This window comes from Nocardia neocaledoniensis (assembly GCF_003182135.1).
In the GTDB taxonomy this organism is placed as follows: domain Bacteria; phylum Actinomycetota; class Actinomycetes; order Mycobacteriales; family Mycobacteriaceae; genus Nocardia; species Nocardia neocaledoniensis.
Window position 1 is genome coordinate 373,818 of record NZ_QGTL01000003.1, and the last position, 19,458, is coordinate 393,275.

Consider the following 19,458-nt stretch of genomic DNA (forward strand, 5'->3'; position numbering starts at 1 on the left):
GCACACCACAACTCGTTCGCCTGCGCAACAGAGTCGCAGGCACCGGCGAACCGGGAGTGACGGCAGAATGAACGCCAAGCGGCTGGAACGAACCCCGCGGCGCCGTCGGTCACCTGTCCGCATGGGTGAACTTGACGACCCGGCGGTCCACGCGAAGGATCGGAGTCGGCGGCTCGCCGCGGCGCGGGCACGACCGGCGGACCCGTGCCGAGCGGCACGGCGGCCGGGCACAGACTCCAGGAAATCGAGAACGGGACGCACGCAATGGAATTGAAGCCGGTGGTGATGTACCGCGAGATGTACGAGGGCACGCACGACGAGCTGCCCTCGGTACACGACGCGCCCACCGGCGCAGTCGAGGACGACCGCGACCAGATCCTGAACTACATGCGCAAGGTCCGCGCGATCTTCGACGTCATGGGCGAGGCTCCCGACCTGTTCACCGAAGGCGTCGACATCGAGGGCGGCCCCTCCCTGTACTCCGACGGCGTCTGGATCTGGCGCGAGGACTCCCTGAAATACCTCGCCGAACAGCCCCTCACCCTCCCCACCGAGTTCGTCGACCACGTCCGCGCCCTCAACCACACCCCCCAGAACTTCGACACCCGCGACCCCGATTTCGACGCGGCATTCCTGTCGTATTTCTGACCGAAAGGAAAGGCACCGATGACGAACTGGCAAGCGATGCCTGCCGACGAGGCAGCCGAACTGGCGAGCGCGCTGCACGGACTCGACTGGTCTTGGGCCCTCGACGACGCCTCCGCCCTGGTGGAGAAGTTCGGCTGGCACACGATCTCCAGCCGACCACGGGGGATGATGCTCGACATCGGATTCGGCCTCGACAGCGGCTCGATCAACGCGAAGAACGGGCAGGTCACCGGGATCGAGCTGCAACTCACCGACTATGCCGAAGCGGGCGAGAATGCCCAGGTCACAGCAGCCTTCGACGACATCGCCGCGGCGATCACGACCAAGCTCGGCGAGCCGACCGCACGCCTGACCGGCCCGCCCTTGCAATACCGATGGGCAGGAGAGAAAGCCACGATCGTGCTCATTCGCTCCGCAGCCTCGGTATGGCTGAATCTGACCACCAACTCACGACTGGCCGCAGACGACCGCAATATCGAACTCGAAGACCAGGGCCTGCTGTGACCGACTGGACCGCGTTCGCCCGCGGGCTCGCGGCCGAGCTCCAGGGTGCGCCCGACAGCTCCGTGCTGGTGATCGGCGAATCGACGAAACCGGGAGAGCGGCGTTTCGCCCAGTTCCTCAAGACCGGCTCCGTCATCTCAGCCGAGCTCACCGGCGACGAATGGCTCGAGCCCGCCTTCCACACCGGCGACGACGGCGTACGGGCCATCACCGAGGCCGGCTGGAACCAGCCGAACGAAGAGCACATGGGCAACTGGTGGATCGAATTCCCGTGGACGGCGACCACCGACGACTACCAACACCTCGCCGCACTCACCGTCACCGGCCTCCGCGACGGCTTCGGCATCGAATCCCCCGCGCAGCTGGTCTACCGGGGCTGGGTGGAGCGGGCGGGCAACGCCCGCCTCCATCTGCCCGGCCTGGGCATCCGTGACGAGACCTGATGCCGAACGAATGCGACGAGGGTGTTGAGCTTTCCCGGCAGGGCTGCTGTGACCGGCTGGACCGCCTTCGCCGAACACCTGAAAGCCGAGCTCGCGAATCTTCCGCTCGGCGCACGGGTGATCGTCTTCGAACCCCAACCCGCTCGCATCCGCCGATTCGTGCAGTTCGCCCGTGACGAGGACGTGCTGTCGGCACAGCTGATCGGTGACCGCTACCTCGACGAGAACCGACGCCCCACCCCCGCCGGATACCAGGCGATCACCGCCGGCGGCTGGAACCAGCCCGACGTGGACAACGGCCATCTGTGGTGGGTCGACTTCGACGAACCGGTCACGACCGAAGACTGCCGCCGCGCCGCCGAACTCGCCGTCACCGGACTCCGAGACGGCTACACCATCACCGGCCCCACCGAACTCGTCTACGACGCCTGGTCAGACCGCGCCGGCCACCCAGCCCTCGACCTGCCAACCCTCGGCCTGAACCGACAGCCGATGCAGTAATGCTGTCGTAAACGACCGCAATATCGAGCTCGAGGAGCAGGGCTGCTGCGAGCGCCTACTTCAGGCCGTCGCGGTTGCCCTTTTCCATCTTGTCGATGTAGTCGGCGCTCTCGGTCTGGCCGTCAGCGAACTCGCCCATGGACGTGGCCATGGTCTTGACGTTCTCGCTGGTGGCGGTCCAGGAGGCGTCGTAGCCGTCGTCACCGCCGGGGCCGTTGTTGAACGTCTTACCGAGTTTGTCGTTGCCCCAGACGTTTCCGCGGCTGGTCAGCGAGCTGTTCAACGTGTTGATGATGCTGGTGAGCTGGTTGCCGACGCTGCGCGACTTGCCCGCCGCGGTCCGGAAGTTGTCGGCGTCGTATTCGAAAGTGCCCATCGCCCTCATCCCTCCACGAGTGGTGCTTTCGAGCACACCACAACTCTTTCGCGTGCGCAACAGCCTCGCACGGGGGAACGAACCCCGGGTGACACCGCTGTGAACGATGTAAGCCGGGGACTCCTAAACGTTGGCTTCCCAGTGTGATTCCACGCGCGACATCATGCGCTCGATCGACTTGTCCACCTTGTCGGCCAGATCCGCCCGCGACATCGGTGTGGCGGCGGGGTTCTCGTTGGGCAGCTCGATGACGTAGCGGCCGTCGTCCGGCAGGTCACGCCAGACCAGGATGTCGCGATGCATGCCGCGCGAGCCGAACATGGACTGGTTCTGCAGGATATTGATGGTGCCGGTGCGGTCGGCGGGAATCTCGAAGAACTCCGCGCTGCGGCGCGCGATGCCGGTGTCGGCCTCCTCGAAGATCATCGAGGCGCGTGGCGCGTAGACGTCCGGTTCTGGTTGCTGGTCCGTGACGAGCGGAATCACGCCGTCCCGGCCCGGCCCGGCCTGCGGCATCAGGTCGAGGATCGCGTCGGTGAGACCGTAGGGGCCACAATCGGTCAGGACGAAGCCGCCGCTGTGCGCCGGGGTGGCGCCGGGCAGCTGGTGGATCACGTAGCCGTTGGCACCGGCCCGCGCGGCGCGCGCCTTCAGCCACCGCTGCGCGTCGTCGCGCTCACGGTCGTTCCACCCCCGCAGCCGCAGATAGACATCGGGGCGGGCCAGCACGTCCACCGCGGTACGCAGCGCGGGATCGATCACCGACTGCAGCCGCTGCCAGGTGTCGTACTTCTCCTGATCGAACTCGTGCATCAGCATGGTGGTGGACAGGAAGCTCAGTGGCCGCGGCATGTGGCCGCCGACCAACCTGTCCCACAGCACCTTGAACTCGACATCGGTGAACTCCCAGGTGCGGCTCATGCGTCGGCCGCCGGACGCGCGTAGGCGGCACTGGCACCCTCGGTGGCGGTCTCGCCGTCCTGGATGACCTCGGTCGCCACCGTCATCGGCTCCGCGGGCACCCCGACGCTGGCCGCGATCACCGGCTCCACGAGATCACCGAGCGAGCTGAAATCGGGCAGGCTCGGGAGCGACGCCCGCGGGAAGGCCCCGCCCGTCGCGGACGCGACCGCCTCCTCCGGCGCGGGTCCGGCCAGTGCGGCCTCCTCCACGGGCTCCTCGACCGTGAGGCCGAGCTGTTCCGCGACGGACCGCAACTCGGGATTGGTTTCCAGCAGTTGCGTGAACTCGGGCGATTCCGAGATCGCGGTCGCCAGGTCCGGGTACTGCCCGAGCAGCGAGGTGAGCTGGGACAGGTCCGGGGTGGCGGAGGACAGGTCGGTCGAGGCGATCTGCTGCAACGCCTGGGTGACGCTCGGCAGCGCCTGGGTGAGCGAGGAGACCACCCCGGAGATGGTCGACATCAGCGAGGACATGGCGTCCGAACCCGAACTGCCGGACGAACTTCCCGTTCCGCCGGTGCTGCCCGAACCGGACCCCGAACCCGACCCGGAACCGGAGCCCGACCCGGATCCGGAGCCACCGCCGGTGGAACCCGTGCCCTTGCCCTGGTTGGCCAAGGCCTGCTGCGCCGCCATGAACTCGGCCGACGGCTGGGTGCTCCCCTGCTGCTGGCTGCTCGCCTGCTGTCCACCACCGGACTGCTGTCCACCGCCGGACTGTTGCCCGCCGCCGGACTGTTGCCCGCCGCCGGACTGCTGCCCACCATTGTTCTGTTGACCATTGTTCTGCTGGCCGTTGTTCTGCTGGCCGCCGGTCTCCTCTTTCTTCGGCGGCGGCCCGATCGCGCCCTTCGGCGCCTCCGGCAGCACCTCGGCCGGGAACATCTTCTGGGTCTGCTTGAGCCCCTCGATGTAGTGCTTGCGGTAGAGCTCCTGCACCTCACCGACATCGTCACCGCAGCCCTCGTCGGGCGAGACCGGCATGCAGGAGTTGGTCGCGTACAACCAGTCCGCGGTGTACTGCAGGTTGGCCTGCATCAGCTTGAACGAGCCGGCGAGGTCGGACACCGACTTGGAGAATCCCTGCACCGCGGCCAACGCGGTCTCGCCACCCTGGCTCTCCCAGGTGGTGGTGGTGATCGTCTGCATCGCCTGGCTCAGGTCGTAGGCGGCACCGTTGAGCTGGCTGGCCATCAGGCCCCAGATCGGCGCGTCCTCGGTGATCTCGGTCCAGCCGATGCGGTAGCCCAGGTCGTACAGATCCCGCCAGCTCATACTCGACGGTTCCCGGTACGGCATCTCGCCCTCGGCCGGCTCCGGCTTGGCCTGGACGTCCTTGGGGACCTTGGCCGTATCGATGTCGTCGTTGTGCTGGACGTAGATCTTGCCGTCGCGGGTCTCGATGTCCTGGTTGGTGGGATTGTAGGTGCCCGCGTTCTTCACCGCGCCCGACATGTCCTTGGCGCCGGGTTTCGACGACACATTGCCGAGGTCTGTCTTCTTGCCTTTCAGCGCCGACAATTCCGAGGCCGAGAGTTCGTCGGTGCCGGTGTATTTCTCCCCCGCGGCCTTGAACATGTCGACCATGTCCTCCAGCGAGTCGACGAACTTGCCGAGGGTGTCCTTGCACTCGGTGGCCTCGGTGACGAACCGGGGCTGCAATTTCTCCGGGGCGTAGACCTCGGCCCCGCCCAGCTTGGACATCGTGAAGACGTTGAGCTGCCTGCTCTCGATCAACCCCTGACAGCCTTTGACCACCTCGATCGCGGTACTGCACGCCTTGGCGGCCTGGAGCGCGGCGCCTGTCTCGACCTTGATCTTCGCCTTGTCCGCAGCACCCTCGAAGGGAGAATCGCCCACGCCAACCGCTCCTCGCAGCACCCCACCGACGACCCTCGCGCAGTCGGCTCCATCGCCTCGCATTCTAGTGAGCCATGCGAAATATGCACAGCCACACGGAAACACCGATCTGCGCTGGGATGAACATCCGGGTTCGGCGGACGATCCGGCGGGCCTGGCCGATCTGTGACAAACTCGAACGACCACCAGCGGCCGGGTAGCGGCCGTGCTCGAACGATGGATGAGGCCAGGATTGACGTCGCGATGGAACTGCTCATGACCGACCTGAGCGGCCTCGAACGGCGCGTCGCAGCCGACCGTGCGAACACCAGGGGTCAGCGACCCGAGGACTTCCTGAAGCTGGCCGGTTCCCTCACCGAGCTCGCCCAGGGACTGCTCACCACGCGCGACGATCCGTCCCAACGCGACCGTACCGCCGAGGCCTTGGAGCCGGCGCAGGAAGCGGTGGCCATCCGGTTGCACTGGCTGGTCGGCGGTTATGTCTCCTACGAGTACGCGGGCGCCCTGCAGGACGCGCTGCGGCTGTTCGAGCAGGCGACCAGGCTGGTCGGGCACCGGCAGCTCGCGACCAATACGATCCGCAGTGCCTGTTCGGCGTATCGGCAAGTGGCGCAGGACTACCCGGATGTGTCGGCGATGTGCGCCGACGGCCTGTCCAAGTGCGGCGTGTGGCTGATGCGGCTCGATCACGAGGCCGCGGTGGCCGCGACCGAGTCGGCGGTGCGGATCAGAGCGGCGATGTACGCGCGCTCGCCCGAGCAGCCGGGCAAGTACCTGGCGAGCCTGAGCACGCTGCTGCGCACGATGATGGTCGGCCGCTCGCGCAAGCAGGCGATCGCGACCTACCGCGCGCTGTATTCCGAGCTCACCTCGCCGGCGAGCACCGCGAAGCTGCGCGAGACCAGGATCGAGGACCTGGATCTCACGCTCAAGACCACGCAGGCGCTGATCAAACTCAACGCGCCGACCCTCGAGCGCGCGGGCAGGCTGACCCAGCAGCAGATCCTGTACCAGTCGGGCGGCGACCTGGCGACCATCGACGAGATCAACTGGCGTCTCGCGCTGGTCGGCCTCAAGCCGCTGGCCGCGGGTGCCATGCCGGAGCCGCCGTCGCGGCCGGTGGAGATCTCGGCGACCTACGGCGCGATCGCCGTGCGCTGTACCGCGCCCGACGCGTTGATGCAGGTGCGCGCCGCGATCATCGCGGCGTTCGCCCGCGACGGGGCCGAGCAGGTCGACGCGGGACGCTTCGCCGGGGTGCACGAAAAGCACTGGGGCGTCAAGGAACCCGTGGTCAACCCGGCGACCGAGCTGGGCGCGGATGTGGTTCTCGTCGAGAAGTCCTCGGGCAGCTGGATTTCGGTGAAGAGCCTGAACTGGGAGATCGGCGCGCTGGGCAAGCATCCGCTCGCGGTGGCGCTCTCGGAGAAATGGCCGGTGCTCACCGTCGCCACCATCGAGAACATCTCCTATGAGCTGTGCCTCTACGACAACGGTGTCGCCACCCAGTACGCCGCGCTCGGCCGTCCGGCCGGGCAGGCACCGCTCGACGCGCCGCTGGCTCCGCTCGATTTCGCCACCCTGGCCGACTACGGCGCCGACTACGCCTCCGAGACCCAGGTCAGGGCGGCCTTCGGCAATGCCGGAATGTTCGCCAAGGTGACCGAACTGCCCGGCAGCGGCATCCGGCAGGCCGCCGAGCAGCGCCCGCTCACCGAGTTCGGGCCCGACATCCTGTTCTTCGGCAAGTCCTGACAACCCGCCGGGCCGGACCGCGCGGACACCCGGCATGATCGGGAACCGTGCGAGTGCTACTGCAACGGGTGACCAGCGCCGAAGTGACCGTCGACGACGAAGTGGTCGGCCGGATCGACCCGGCCGCCGCGGGCTGCCCGCACGGGCTGGTCGCGCTGGTCGGCGCGACCCACTCCGACACCGAGGCCACCGCGAAGGCGCTGGCGGACAAGACGTGGCGGCTGCGCATCCTCGACGGTGAGCGCTCGGCGGCCGATCTGGGCGCGCCGATCCTGGTCGTCAGCCAGTTCACCCTCTACGCCAACACCGCGAAGGGCCGCCGCCCCTCCTGGAACGCCGCCGCGCCGGGCCCCCAGGCCGAACCCCTGGTCGACGCGTTCGCCGCGGCCCTGCGCGAACTCGGCGCCGAGGTCGCGACCGGCCGCTTCGGCGCGCACATGGAAATCGCCCTCACCAACGACGGCCCGGTCACGGTGCTACTCGAGGGCTGACTACTTGTCGCCCGGGCGGTACGGGATGCCGTCGGCCGCGGGGGCGACGGCCTTGCCGATGAAGCCGGCGACCACCACCAGGGTGACCACATACGGCAGCATGCCGAGGAACTCGGTGGGGATCGGGTTGCCCGGCATCGTGTTCAGGAACCGCTGCAGCGCGCTGCAGAAGCCGAACAGCAGGGCGGCGAACAGCACGCCGACCGGGTGCCAGCGGCCGACGATCATTACCGCCAGCGCCACGAAGCCGAGCGCGGCGGTCATGTTCTTGCTGAACGAGACATTGTTGGCGATGGTGAAGAACGCGCCGCCGAAGCCGGACAGGGCGCCGGCCACGGTGACGTTCCAGAAGCGCAGCCGGTTCACGTCGATGCCCGCCGCGTCGGCGGCCGCCGGATGTTCGCCGACAGCGCGGGTCCGCAGACCCCAGCGGGTGTTGAACAGCAGGTAGGTCAGGCCCACCACACAGACCAGCGCGACATAGACGAACAGGTTCTGATCGAAGAGCGCCGGGCCGATGACGGGGATGTCGGGCAGGAAGCCGAGGCCGATGTCCTCGAAGAACCCGCCGAAGCGCGGCACCGTGTGCGGCTCGTTGAGCGAATGGTCCATCCGCATCAGGCGCTCGAACAGGAACCCGGTGAGCCCGAGCGCGAGCAGGTTCAAGATCACGCCTGTGACCAGCTGGTTCACCGCGAACCGGGTGGCCAGCCAGGCCAGCAGCAGCGTCGAGACCATGCCGCTGACCAGCGCGGCGAGAATGCCGACATAGGGGTTGTCGCTGATCGAGGCGAACAGCGCCGCGGTGAACGCCCCGGCCAGGAACTGCCCCTCGATGCCGAGGTTGATCACGCCGGAGCGCTCACACACCACCCCCGACAGCGCGCCGAAGATGAACGGCAGCGCCAGGAACAGGGTGGTCATCAGGACGAACTCGACCGGGAAACCGACGCCGGGCGTGACGATCCACGACAGCGCGGCGACCACCAGCGCCGCCACCGCGAGACCGACGGTCCACCCGTGCGGGCGCGGGCCCAGCGGACGCACGAGCAGGAGCACGCCGAGCGCCGCCGTCAGCACGCACAGGGCGAGGACGACGGCCAGCGTGCCGACGGTCCAGCTGCCCTCGGTGGTCTGATCGAGGGTGAACGTGGTGGTCCGCTCGCCGTCGACGAACAGCAGGCCGAGCCCGCCGAGCGCCGCGGCGAGCACGAGGAAGACGATGCCCGCCGTGCGGTGCCGGGTCGCCTCGTCGACGACCGGCTTCGGTGCCGCGATGGTCGTACTCACCAGCCCCTCGCTTCCAGAGTGTTGAGGCCACCGCGCGGGGTGCGCAGTCGCAGCAGGGTTTTCACGAGGGCCGGCGCGGCGATGAACAGCACGATCACCGCCTGCAGCAAGGTCGACATCTCCACCGGGATGGCGGGCTGCATGTGCAGCGTGCCGGACTTCAGCGCGCCGAACAGCAGCGCGGCGGCCACGATCCCGCCCGGATGCGCGCGGCCGAGCAGCGCGACGGTGATGCCGTCGAAACCGTACTCGGCGACCGTGCCCGGATTCACCGTGTACGGGTTGAGGCCGAGCACCAGCGCAGCCCCGCCCACGCCGGCCAGCCCACCCGCCACGCCCATCGTGGTGACGAAGGTGCGCCCGATGTCGATGCCAGAACTCGCGGCCGCATCGGTGTTGGCGCCGACCGCGCGGATCCGATAGCCGAAGGTGGACTTGCGCAACAGCCACCAGACCGCGAAGGCCAGCGCGAGCGCGATCAGCAGACCCACGCTCACCCGCAGACCGGTGCCCGCCCAGCCGAGGAGCCGCGGGAGCCGCGCCGACATGTCGGCCGGTTTCGAGACCAGCTCCTGCGAGGTCGTCGAGTGCAGGAACGTCGTGCCCAGCGCCCACAGCAGGAAATAGGTGGCGATGTTGTTCAGCATGATCGACGAGATCACCTCGTGCGCGCCGGTTTTCGCCTTGAGCGCACCGGGGATACCGCCCCAGATCGCGCCGGCAAGCGCGCCGGCGAGCAGCGCGAGGGGCACGTGCAGCAGCGGCGGCAGGTCCACCGCGAAGCCGACGATCACCGCGCCGAGCATGCCGAAGATGAACTGCCCGTGCCCGCCGATATTGAACAGCCCCGCGCGGAACGCGAGGCCGACGGCCAGACCGGTGAAGATCAGCGGGGTGGTGTAGGTGAGCGTCTCCGAGATCGGCCGCAGCACCTGGGCCAGCGTCGCGTCGCCCGCGAAGAACTCCTGCAGGCGGCCGATATCGAGAATCGCGCCCTCGAACAGGTCGCGGTAGGCGGTACTCACGGCGATCCAGGAGAAGCTCAGCGCGTCGGCGGGCCGGTTGAAGAAGTAGGCCCAGGCGCGGCGCACCGACGGATCGGAGACGATGATCAGCAGCGCGCCGAGGGCGAAGGCCAGCAGCAGCGAATAGACCGTCACCATCACGCCGTTGGCCTCGGTCAGGTACCTGGCGAAGGTGCGGCCGAATCCGGGCTTGTCCTGTTCCGGTCGGGGCGAGTCGATGTCCGGCTCGGTGGTCGTACTCGGCATGGGAGTCCTCGGAGGTCAGCGCGCGGCGGCGGGATCGGCGGAGGTGTCGTCGTCGGGGCGATGGCCGACCATGAGCTGCCCGATGACCTCGCGCGGAGTGTCCGGGGCGACCTCGCCGACGATCTTGCCGTTGTGGATCACCGCGATCCGGTCCGACAGCGCCAGGATCTCGTCCAGTTCGGCGGAGATCAGCAGCACCGCGGTCCCCGAATCACGTTCGGCCACCAGCCGGGAGTGGATGAACTCGATCGCGCCCACATCCACGCCACGGGTGGGTTGGGCGGCGACGAGCACCGCGCGCGGACGGGAGAACTCCCTGGCGATCACCACCTTCTGCTGGTTACCGCCCGACAGCGACGTCACCAGCTCCCCCGGCCCACGCGTGCGGATGTCGAATTCCGCGATGGACTTGTCGGCCAGGGCGTCCACCGCCGCGGTGTCCATCACCCCGCGCCGCGAATACGGTTCGTCGCGATACTGATTCAGCACCAGGTTCTCGGCGACGCTGAAATCGCCGACCAGCCCGTCACGCCCGCGATCCTCCGGAATGTAGCCGAGCCCCGCGGTGATCCGCCGGTACGGCTGCCACTGGGTCACCTCGGCCCCGGCCAGCTCCACCGAACCGGCCGCGGCCCTGACCGTGCCGAGAATCGCGCGCGCCAGCTCGGTCTGCCCGTTGCCCTCCACCCCGGCCAGGCCGACGATCTCGCCCGCGCGCACCGTCAGGTTCAGGCCGTCGAGCGCGGCGATGCCCCGCTCCCCGAGCACCGTCAGGTCCTTGACGGCCAGCGCCACCTCGCCCGGCTCAGCCGGCGGCCGCTCCACCGACAGCGTCACCGCGCGACCGACCATGGCCGCGGCGAGCTCGGCCTCGCTGTCGCGCGGCGAGGCCTCGGCGACCACCTTGCCGCGCCGCAACACGGTGATGGTGTCGGCGATGGCCTTCACCTCCCGCAGCTTGTGGCTGATGAAGATCACCGACATGCCCGCCGCCGTGAGATTGCGGATGATGCCGAGCAATTCGGCCACCTCGGGCGGGGTGAGCACGGCGGTCGGCTCGTCGAGGATCAGCAGGTCGGTGTCGCCGGAGAGCGCCTTCACGATCTCCACCCGCTGCTGCACGCCCACCGGCAGGTTCGCGCAGACGGCATCGGGATCGAGCGCGAGACCGTATCGTTCGGACACCTCCCGCACGGCGTTCCTGGCCGCCGCGCGGTCGAGCACGCCCCGCTTGGCGTGCTCGTTGCCCAGCTGCACGTTGTCGGCCACGCTGAACGGGCCGACCAGCTTGAAGTGCTGATGCACCATGCCGATTCCGGCGGCGATCGCGTCGGCGGGCGAACGGAACCGCACCGGCGCGCCGTCGATCAGGATCTCCCCGCTGGTGGGCTCGAGGATGCCGTAGAGCATGTTCATCAGGGTCGACTTGCCCGCGCCGTTCTCCCCGAGGATCGCGTGCACCTGGCCCGGTTCGACCACCAGGTCGACGTGGTCGTCGGCCACGAAATCGCCGAAAGTCTTGGTGAGTCCGCGTACTTCGAGTCGCATCCGGATCTCCTCAGGCAGTGGGGGCCGCGGGCGAAGTGACCACGATCTTGCCGTCGACGATGTCGCGGCGCAGTACCTCGAGCTCCTGTTTCACGGACGCGGGCACCCGCTGCTCGAAGTCGTGGAACGGTGCGAGCCCGACACCGTCGTTGCCGAGCGTGCCGATGTAGCGACCGTCGGTGGGCCCCTCGGTGAACGCGTTGTCGATGGCGCTGCGCACCGCCGAGGAGATGTCCTTCATCGACGACGACAGCATGATGTGCTGGTACTCCGGAACCGCCTCGAAACCGTCGGAGTCGACCCAGATCATGCTCACCCCCGGTGAGTCCTGCACGGCCGAGGCGCCGCCCATGCCCACCGGCCCCGCCACCGGATGGATCACGTCGGCGCCCTGGGCGATGAAGTTCTCGGTGAGGGACCGGCCCGCGCTCGTGTCGTCGAAATTGCCGGTGAACGAACCACGTTGGGCCGCCACATCCCAGCCGAGCACCACGACCGAGGTCCCGTGCACCTGGTTGTATTTCGCGACGCCCGCGGCGAATCCGTCCATGAAGATGGTGACGGCCGGGATCTGCATGCCGCCCCAGGTCGCGACCTTGCCGGTCTCGCTGGTTCCCGCGGCGAGATAGCCGCCCAGATACGACGACTGGGCGGCGTTGAATTCCATCGAGTACACGTTGTCGAGGTCGACGTGCGCGTCGACGATGGCGAAGCGGGTGTCGGGATATTCGGCCGCCACCTGCGCCACCGCCTCGGCCATCAACCCGCCGACGCCGATCACCAGATCGCAGTCGTCGTCGGCGGAGGCGCGCAGATTCGGTTCGTAGTCGGCGGAACTGTTGGACTGCCGATACGACCCGTAGATGCCGGGGTTGGCGTCGACCGCGGCCTTGACACCGTTCCAGCCGGATTCGTTGAACGACTTGTCGTCGACGCCGCCCGCGTCGGTGACCATGCAGGTCTCGAACCCCGCGGTGGCCGAGCCGTAGGTGTTACCGGAACCGGTATAGCGCGACTCCGCGGGCGGCTCGGCACAGCCCGCCAGCAGAGCCGTCGCCACGGCGGCGATCAGCGCGATCCCAGATCTCATAGCTCAGAGATACAGGATCACGCCGCTCGCGTCCTGATTCGACGGTTTTGTAACCAGACCTTTTTTCGTGCGCTCGTGAACTTATTCCGGACGCAACGTGAGAATTCGGGGGCCGTCTTCGGTGACGGCGACGCTGTGCTCCCAGTGCGCGGCCCGGGAACCGTCGGTGGTGACCACCGTCCAGTCGTCCTCGAGCGTCTCGGTCTGGGTGGTGCCGAGGGTGAGCATCGGCTCGATCGCCAGCACCGAACCGACCACAAGGCGCGGGCCCTTGCCGGGCGCGCCCTCGTTCGGCAGGAACGGGTCCATGTGCATCTCGCGGCCGATGGCGTGGCCACCGTAACCGTCGACGATGCCGTACTTGCGACCGTGCGCCTGCTCGGCCGCCCTGGTCCCGAGTTCGATGGCGTGCGAGACGTCGGTGAGCCGGTTGTCGGGCAGCATCGCGGCGATGCCGGCCTCCATCGACAGCTTGGTCGCCTCGCTCAGCAGCCGGTCGGCCTCGATGATGTCACCGACGCCGAAGGTCCAGGCCGAGTCGCCGTGCCAGCCGTCGAGGATGGCGCCGCAGTCGATCGAGACCAGATCGCCCTCGGCGAGGATCTCCTGCGCCGAGGGGATGCCGTGCACCACCCGGTCGTTGACCGAGGAGCAGATCGAGCCGGGGAAACCGTGGTAGCCCTTGAACGACGGGACGGCGCCCGCGTCGCGGATCGTCTGCTCGGCGACCTCGTCCAGCTCCAGCGTCGACACGCCCGGCTTGGCCGCCGCGCGGACGGCGACGAGCGCCCGGCCGACGACCGCGCCCGCCGCCTGCATGGCGTCGAGCTCGCCCGCCGTCCGGAACGGCACGACCTTCTTCTTCCGGCTGAAGACCATCAGTGGCCGAGCGCCTTCAGCGCCCGATTGTTGACTTCCTCGACCTCGCCGACACCCTCGACCGTCACGACCAGACCGTCGTAGTACTCGAGCAGCGGCTCGGTCTCCTCGCGGTACACGCGCAGGCGGTTGTCGATCACCTCGTCGGTGTCGTCGGCGCGGCCGCGGGCGAGCATGCGCTCCTTGAGCAGCGACTCCGGCACCACGAAGCACAGCACGGCGTCGAGCGCGGTGCCGTTGTGCTCGAGGATCTTCTTCAGCGCGTCGCCCTGGTCGACGGTGCGCGGGTAGCCGTCGAGCACGAAGCCGTTGGCGGCGTCCGGCTCGGCCACCCGGGCCTCGACCATGCGATTGGTGACATCGCTGGGGACGAGGTCGCCCGCGTCCATGTACTTCTGCGCTTCACGCCCGAGAGCGGTCTGCTGGCTGATGTTCGCGCGGAAGAGGTCTCCGGTGGAGATGTGCGGAACGCCCAGCTTTTCCGACAGCAGGACGGCCTGAGTACCTTTGCCGGCACCCGGCGGACCGAGCAGAACAACTCTCACTTGAGGAACCCTTCGTAATTTCGATTCATCAGCTGGCTCTCGATCTGCTTGACCGTGTCGAGACCCACGCTGACCATGATGAGCACCGCGGTACCGCCGAACGGCAGGTTCGCGACCGCACCCGAGTTACCCATGTCGAGGAACAGGTTCGGGAGCACGGCGACCAAGCCGAGGTAGATCGAGCCAGGCAGGGTGATGCGGCTCAGAACAAAGTTGAGATAGTCGGCGGTCGGCTTGCCGGGACGGTAGCCCGGGATGAAGCCGCCGAACTTCTTCATCTCGTCCGCGCGTTCCTCCGGGTTGAAGGTGATCGCGACGTAGAAGTAGGTGAAGAAAACGATCAGGCCGAAGTAGATGGCGATGTAGACCGGGTTGGACGGATTCACCAGGTACTTCTGGATGATCTCCTGCCACCAGCTCGGGTCCGTCGCCGTCGCCGAACCGGTGAGCTGCGAGATCAGGTTCGGCAGGTAGAGCAGCGAGGACGCGAAGATCACCGGGATGACACCGGCCTGGTTGACCTTCAACGGCAGGTACGTCGAGGAGCCGCCGTACATCTTGCGGCCGACGACGCGCTTGGCGTACTGCACCGGGATCCGGCGCTGACCCTGCTCGACGAAGATCACGGCCACGATGATCGCCAGCACGGCGACACAGACGAGGCCGAAGACGAGGCCACCGCGGGTGTCCAGGATCGACTTGCCGTCGATCGGGATGCGCGCGGCGATACCGGCGAAGATGAGCAGCGACATGCCGTTGCCGACGCCGCGCTCGGTGATCTGCTCGCCGAACCACATGACCAGGGCCGCGCCCGCGGTCATCACCAGCACGATGACGATCATGCCGAAGATGCCGGTGTCCTCGAGGATGTCCTCCTGGCAGCCCTGCAGCAGCTGACCACGCGCGGCCAGCGCCACGAGACCCGTCGCCTGCAGGATCGCCAGCGCGATCGACAGGTAGCGGGTGTACTGCGTCATCTTGGTCTGGCCTGCTTGGCCTTCCTTGCGCAGCTCCTCGAAGCGCGGGATGACGACGGTCAGCAGCTGGATGATGATGCTCGCGGTGATGTACGGCATGATGCCGATCGCGAACACCGACAGCTGCAGCAGCGCACCACCGGAGAAGAGGTTGATGAGCTGGTAGATACCGGCGGATTCACCGCCGGAGACCAGCTTCACGCAGTCCTGGACGTTCTGGTAGTTGACACCGGGGGACGGCAGCGCGGCACCCAACCGGTACAGCGCGATCAACCCCAGCGTGAAGAGAATCTTCCGCCGTAAGTCCGGAGTCCGGAAGGCCGATACGAAGGCGGAAAGCACAGATCCTCCTGGCGAACGACATGGTCATGCCATGCGACTTCGGTTCTTACGGAAACGTCAGCCGATGACGAGCTTTGGCAGACAACACTTGAACTCTAACAGTGACACCGGACGAGCTCGCGACTCGTCCGGTGTCCACTGCTGACTAACAGTACCGTCAGGCCAGTTCGGTGACAGTGCCACCGGCCGCGGTGATCTTCTCCTTGGCGGAGCCGGTCACCTTGTCGGCGGTCACCTGGACCGCCACGCCGATCTCACCGTCGCCGAGGACCTTGACCAACTCGTTCTTGCGAACGGCGCCGGCCGCGACCAGCTCGGCCTTGCCGACCGTGCCGCCCTCGGGGAACAGCTCCGCGATGCGGCCCACATTCACGACCTGGTACTCGGTGCGGAACTGGTTCTTGAAGCCCTTCAGCTTCGGCAGACGCATGTGCAGCGGCATCTGGCCACCCTCGAACGCCGGGGAGACGTTCTTGCGTGCCTTCGTGCCCTTGGTACCGCGACCCGCGGTCTTGCCCTTGGAACCCTCACCGCGACCCACACGGGTCTTCTCGGTCTTGGAACCCGGCGCAGGACGCAGGTGATGCAACTTGATGGTCATTGTCAGACCTCCTCAACTGTTACGAGGTGGCGCACGACGTTGATCAGGCCGCGGTTCTGGGCGTTGTCCTCACGGACAACGCTCTGACGGATCTTGCGAAGGCCCAGCGTACGCAGGGAGTCCTTCTGATTCGCCTTGGCGCCGATGGTGCTCTTGATCTGGGTCACCTTGAGATCAGCCATTGTCAGGCTCCCTGTCCCGCACGCGCACGCAGCATGCCCGCCGGAGCGACGTCCTCGATCGGCAGACCGCGACGCGCGGCAACCTCTTCGGGACGCTGGAGCATCTTGAGCGCGGCAACCGTCGCGTGAACGACGTTGATCGCATTGTCGCTACCGAGCGACTTGGCCAGAATGTCATGAATGCCGGCGCATTCGAGCACGGCACGCGCCGCGCCGCCGGCGATCACACCGGTACCGGGCGAAGCCGGACGCAGCATGACGACACCGGCCGCCGCCTCACCCTGAACCGGGTGGGTGATGGTCGAGCCGATCATCGGGACGCGGAAGAAGCCCTTGCGAGCCTCCTCGACACCCTTCTGGATGGCCGCGGGAACTTCCTTGGCCTTGCCGTAGCCGACGCCGACCAGACCGTTGCCGTCACCGACGATCACGAGGGCGGTGAAGCTGAAGCGACGACCACCCTTCACGACCTTGGAGACGCGGTTGATCGCGACTACGCGCTCGAGCTGGTTCTTCTCGGCAGCGTTGTCCCGACGGTCGCCGCCACCGCGACGATCGCCACCACCGCGGCGGTCGCCACGGTTGCCCTCGGGGCCATTGCTGTTCTGTCCGGCGGGTCCGTTGCCGCCGTCACGCCGCTGACGTCCCGGCATCAGACGTTCCTTCCGTTCGAAATAACAGTCATCAGAACTTCAACCCGCCTTCACGAGCGGCATCGGCCAGCGCCGCGATGCGGCCGTGGTAGTCGTGACCACCACGGTCGAACACGACCGCCTCGATACCGGCAGCCTTGGCACGCTCGGCGATCAGCTGACCGACCTTCGCGCCCTTGGCGGACTTGTCGCCCTCCAGCGCACGCACATCGGCCTCGATCGAGGACGCGGCGGCGATGGTCTTGCCGACCGAGTCGTCGACGAGCTGGGCGTGCAGGTGCCGCGAGGAGCGGTTGACCACCAGGCGCGGACGCTCGGTGGTGCCGACGACCTTCTTGCGCAGACGGAAGTGACGGCGGGTCTTCGACAGACGACGCTTCGTGGAAGCGTCCTTGCCCAGCGGAATACGCTTGGCCTTCTGGTTTTCGGTTTGCGCCATGATCACTTACCCGTCTTTCCGACCTTGCGGCGAACGACCTCGCCGGCGTAGCGGATGCCCTTGCCCTTGTACGGGTCGGGCTTACGCAGTCCGTGGATGACAGCGGAGATCTGGCCGACCTTCTGCTTGTCGATGCCGGACACAGAGAACTTGGTGGGCGATTCCACCGCGAAGGTGATGCCCTCCGGGGCCTCGATCGGCACCGGGTGGCTGTAGCCCAGGGCGAACTCGAGGTTCGAGCCCTTGGCGGCCACACGGTAACCGACACCGAAGATTTCCATCTTCTTCTCGTAGCCCTTGGTGACACCCTCGATCATGTTGGCGATCAGGGTGCGGGAAAGGCCGTGCAGCGAGCGGTTGGCGCGCTCGTCGTTGGGACGGGCCACCTCCAGCTCGTTACCCTCACCCTTGGTGACGGTGATCGGCTCGGCGACGGTGTGCGACAGGGTGCCCTTGGGCCCCTTCACCGTGACGACCTGGCCGTCGATGGTGACGTCGACGCCGGCCGGAATCTCGATGGGCTTCTTACCAATACGCGACATTTGTCCTGACCTCCCTTACCAGACGTAGGCGAGGACTTCGCCGCCCACGCCCTGCTTGGCCGCCTGACGGTCGGTGAGCAGACCGGTCGACGTGGAAATGATCGCCACGCCGAGGCCGCCGAGGACCTTGGGCAGGTTGGTGGACTTCGCGTACACACGCAGACCCGGCTTCGAGACGCGGCGCAGGCCCTGCAGGCTGCGCTCACGGCTGGGGCCGTACTTCAGATCGACGACGAGGGCCTTGCCCACCGGCGCGTCTTCGGTGCGGTAATCGGCGATGTAGCCCTCACGCTTCAAGATCTCGGCGATGTTCGCCTTGAGCTTGGAGTGGGGCGCCTTCACCTGATCGTGGTACGCCGAGTTGGCGTTGCGCAGACGCGTCAAGAAGTCTGCGATCGGATCAGTCATGGTCATGGTTAGACCTCGACACCTTTCTCGCTGCGGTTCCCATGCAGCGTCACCGCTCGCGCGGCGACCGTGGGCCTACAACAATTCGGCTGGTCCGGGCGGCACTTACCGACCGGATGAGTTCTCGTAACGAGCTCTCGGTGCCTGGCAACTCGTCCACCCGCGCTGGGCGGCAGCGGACACAGATGTGCCCAGGCAACCGGTCTAGTGTAGGCAATGCCGTGGTCAGGACAAAATCCGGGTCCGATACCGGCCCGCGCGACCGGTGGAGGTGAGCGGGATCACCGCGGCCGAGACGCCCGCGGCCATGATCAGCATCAGCTCGCCGCCGACGACCAGGCTCGTGACGCCACCGAGCAGCGCGCCGCCGGCGAACGCCGCGTACTGCAGGCCGTAGCCGAGCCAGTCGCGCACCGATCCCCCGCTCACGTGACTCTCGATGCCCTGACTCAGTTTCACGACCGTGCCGGTGGCGTAGCTCAAGGGGACGGCGGTCTCGCCGTTCTTGACGAAGGCGGTGTTGAGCGCGCCGACCGCGAAGGCGACGAAGGAGATGGGAATGAAGCCGACCTCCTGGCCGCCGGTCCGGTCGAGCGCGTAGTCGACGACCGCGGCCACCGCCAGCGCCACCGTCGTCACCACCGAGGCGCCGTAGTGGTCGTTGCGCCACATCCGCCGCCGCAACAGCGAGGCCACGAAGACGCCGAGGCCGAAGGAGACCAGCAGCGTCAGGGCGCCGACGGCGAGCAGCCGGTCATTGTCGAACCAGCCCAGAACTGCCCGCTCGGTATTTCCCGTCATAAAGGTGACGAAATATCCGGCGGAATGCGTATATGCGGCGGCGCCGATAAATCCGGCGAGCGCGGAAAGAAATGCGACCAGCGGCATCGCGCCGGTCGGTATGCCCCGCAGCGGCGGCCGGTGGTCCAGGTCACGGCCGGTTTTTTCTGTGGTCACGGTCACAATCCACATCCTCTGTTTGTTGCCGAACAGGGGATCTACGTTGACACCCAACTACCTGTTTCGCTGTCACGCGACCATTCCGAACGTAGCGGCGAAAAATTGCGCCGACCAGTGCCGGGATCACATTCTCGGGAATTGCACAGGAATATTCACCGCACGTAATCTCGCGGTAACCCGCGCGGCCGGGC

The 19,458-nt window shown here is 67.3% G+C and carries 23 protein-coding genes; 6 read left to right on the top strand and 17 right to left on the bottom strand.

All coding sequences use genetic code 11. The features are described 5' to 3' along the window. Positions 1–264: 264 nt before the first annotated feature. The 4 genes from DFR69_RS09860 to DFR69_RS09875 are packed head-to-tail and all read left to right on the top strand — an operon-like array spanning position 265 to position 2,096. Positions 265–648 (top strand): hypothetical protein, encoded by a 384-nt coding sequence (locus DFR69_RS09860; protein ID WP_110037171.1) that lies wholly within the window; start codon positions 265–267, stop codon positions 646–648. A 36-nt stretch (positions 649–684) separates the two neighbouring features. Continuing rightward, on the top strand, positions 685–1,152 hold the full coding sequence (locus tag DFR69_RS09865; RefSeq protein ID WP_146229247.1) for a DUF6301 family protein: 468 nt from the start codon (positions 685–687) through the stop codon (positions 1,150–1,152). Then, a complete protein-coding gene (locus DFR69_RS09870) occupies positions 1,149–1,595 on the top strand; it encodes a TY-Chap domain-containing protein (protein ID WP_110037173.1) in 447 nt (148 codons plus the stop codon). The genes DFR69_RS09865 and DFR69_RS09870 overlap by 4 nt, the downstream gene beginning before the upstream one ends. Positions 1,596–1,643: 48 nt before the next feature. Next, complete coding sequence (locus DFR69_RS09875) at positions 1,644–2,096, top strand: TY-Chap domain-containing protein (RefSeq protein WP_110037174.1); 453 nt, start codon at positions 1,644–1,646, stop codon at positions 2,094–2,096. A gap of 55 nt (positions 2,097–2,151) precedes the next feature. On the opposite strand, the gene DFR69_RS09880 is transcribed toward DFR69_RS09875, so the two are convergent. From DFR69_RS09880 to DFR69_RS34800, 3 genes are all read right to left on the bottom strand, one after another. After that, positions 2,152–2,472: a hypothetical protein gene (locus DFR69_RS09880; protein WP_110037175.1), complete on the bottom strand. Its 321-nt coding sequence runs from the start codon at positions 2,470–2,472 to the stop codon at positions 2,152–2,154. Between the two features lie 123 nt (positions 2,473–2,595). Then, entirely contained in the window at positions 2,596–3,393 is a 798-nt protein-coding gene (locus DFR69_RS09885) for an ESX secretion-associated protein EspG (RefSeq protein WP_110037176.1), read from the bottom strand. After that, the gene (locus DFR69_RS34800) at positions 3,390–5,294 is read right to left on the bottom strand and encodes a hypothetical protein (protein ID WP_186817375.1); all 1,905 of its coding nucleotides are present in this window, start codon (positions 5,292–5,294) and stop codon (positions 3,390–3,392) included. The genes DFR69_RS09885 and DFR69_RS34800 overlap by 4 nt, the downstream gene beginning before the upstream one ends. Before the next feature lie 255 nt (positions 5,295–5,549). Between DFR69_RS34800 and DFR69_RS09895 the strand changes: the two genes are divergently transcribed. Both DFR69_RS09895 and dtd read left to right on the top strand, forming a co-directional pair. Continuing rightward, positions 5,550–7,049 carry a hypothetical protein gene (locus DFR69_RS09895; RefSeq protein WP_232996653.1) on the top strand — a complete coding sequence of 500 codons (1,500 nt, stop codon included), beginning with the start codon at positions 5,550–5,552 and terminating at the stop codon, positions 7,047–7,049. Positions 7,050–7,096: 47 nt separating this feature from the next. Continuing rightward, positions 7,097–7,540 carry a D-aminoacyl-tRNA deacylase gene (gene dtd, locus DFR69_RS09900; RefSeq protein WP_110037178.1) on the top strand — a complete coding sequence of 148 codons (444 nt, stop codon included), beginning with the start codon at positions 7,097–7,099 and terminating at the stop codon, positions 7,538–7,540. Here dtd and DFR69_RS09905 read toward each other — a convergent pair whose 3' ends face one another. The 14 genes from DFR69_RS09905 to DFR69_RS09970 all read right to left on the bottom strand — a co-directional run bounded on the left by DFR69_RS09905 (position 7,541) and on the right by DFR69_RS09970 (position 19,264). Further along, positions 7,541–8,830: an ABC transporter permease gene (locus DFR69_RS09905; RefSeq protein WP_208643944.1), complete on the bottom strand. Its 1,290-nt coding sequence runs from the start codon at positions 8,828–8,830 to the stop codon at positions 7,541–7,543. Then, complete coding sequence (locus tag DFR69_RS09910; RefSeq protein WP_110037179.1) at positions 8,827–10,101, bottom strand: ABC transporter permease; 1,275 nt, start codon at positions 10,099–10,101, stop codon at positions 8,827–8,829. Before DFR69_RS09910 ends, DFR69_RS09905 begins: the two co-directional genes overlap by 4 nt. A 15-nt stretch (positions 10,102–10,116) precedes the next feature. Beyond that, positions 10,117–11,649, bottom strand: coding sequence for an ABC transporter ATP-binding protein (locus tag DFR69_RS09915; protein WP_110037180.1), 1,533 nt, complete (start codon positions 11,647–11,649; stop codon positions 10,117–10,119). 10 nt (positions 11,650–11,659) lie between these two features. Continuing rightward, positions 11,660–12,739 carry a BMP family lipoprotein gene (locus DFR69_RS09920; protein WP_110037181.1) on the bottom strand — a complete coding sequence of 360 codons (1,080 nt, stop codon included), beginning with the start codon at positions 12,737–12,739 and terminating at the stop codon, positions 11,660–11,662. An 81-nt stretch (positions 12,740–12,820) separates the two neighbouring features. Continuing rightward, positions 12,821–13,618: a type I methionyl aminopeptidase gene (gene map / locus DFR69_RS09925; protein ID WP_110037182.1), complete on the bottom strand. Its 798-nt coding sequence runs from the start codon at positions 13,616–13,618 to the stop codon at positions 12,821–12,823. After that, positions 13,618–14,163, bottom strand: a complete 546-nt coding sequence (locus DFR69_RS09930) for an adenylate kinase (protein ID WP_110037183.1) — start codon at positions 14,161–14,163, stop codon at positions 13,618–13,620. Before DFR69_RS09930 ends, map begins: the two co-directional genes overlap by 1 nt. Beyond that, positions 14,160–15,482 (bottom strand): preprotein translocase subunit SecY, encoded by a 1,323-nt coding sequence (gene secY, locus DFR69_RS09935; RefSeq protein ID WP_110037184.1) that lies wholly within the window; start codon positions 15,480–15,482, stop codon positions 14,160–14,162. Before secY ends, DFR69_RS09930 begins: the two co-directional genes overlap by 4 nt. A 157-nt stretch (positions 15,483–15,639) precedes the next feature. Beyond that, positions 15,640–16,083: a 50S ribosomal protein L15 gene (gene rplO / locus DFR69_RS09940; RefSeq protein ID WP_110037185.1), complete on the bottom strand. Its 444-nt coding sequence runs from the start codon at positions 16,081–16,083 to the stop codon at positions 15,640–15,642. A 2-nt stretch (positions 16,084–16,085) separates the two neighbouring features. Continuing rightward, complete coding sequence (rpmD, locus tag DFR69_RS09945; protein WP_019045070.1) at positions 16,086–16,265, bottom strand: 50S ribosomal protein L30; 180 nt, start codon at positions 16,263–16,265, stop codon at positions 16,086–16,088. A gap of 2 nt (positions 16,266–16,267) precedes the next feature. After that, positions 16,268–16,918: a 30S ribosomal protein S5 gene (gene rpsE / locus DFR69_RS09950; RefSeq protein ID WP_110037186.1), complete on the bottom strand. Its 651-nt coding sequence runs from the start codon at positions 16,916–16,918 to the stop codon at positions 16,268–16,270. A gap of 31 nt (positions 16,919–16,949) precedes the next feature. After that, positions 16,950–17,357: a 50S ribosomal protein L18 gene (gene rplR / locus DFR69_RS09955; RefSeq protein ID WP_110037187.1), complete on the bottom strand. Its 408-nt coding sequence runs from the start codon at positions 17,355–17,357 to the stop codon at positions 16,950–16,952. Between the two features lie 2 nt (positions 17,358–17,359). Then, entirely contained in the window at positions 17,360–17,899 is a 540-nt protein-coding gene (gene rplF / locus DFR69_RS09960) for a 50S ribosomal protein L6 (RefSeq protein WP_019045067.1), read from the bottom strand. A 15-nt stretch (positions 17,900–17,914) separates the two neighbouring features. Continuing rightward, positions 17,915–18,313 carry a 30S ribosomal protein S8 gene (gene rpsH / locus DFR69_RS09965; RefSeq protein WP_067491077.1) on the bottom strand — a complete coding sequence of 133 codons (399 nt, stop codon included), beginning with the start codon at positions 18,311–18,313 and terminating at the stop codon, positions 17,915–17,917. Between the two features lie 219 nt (positions 18,314–18,532). Further along, positions 18,533–19,264: a YoaK family protein gene (locus DFR69_RS09970; RefSeq protein WP_244198183.1), complete on the bottom strand. Its 732-nt coding sequence runs from the start codon at positions 19,262–19,264 to the stop codon at positions 18,533–18,535. Positions 19,265–19,458 lie beyond the last annotated feature (194 nt).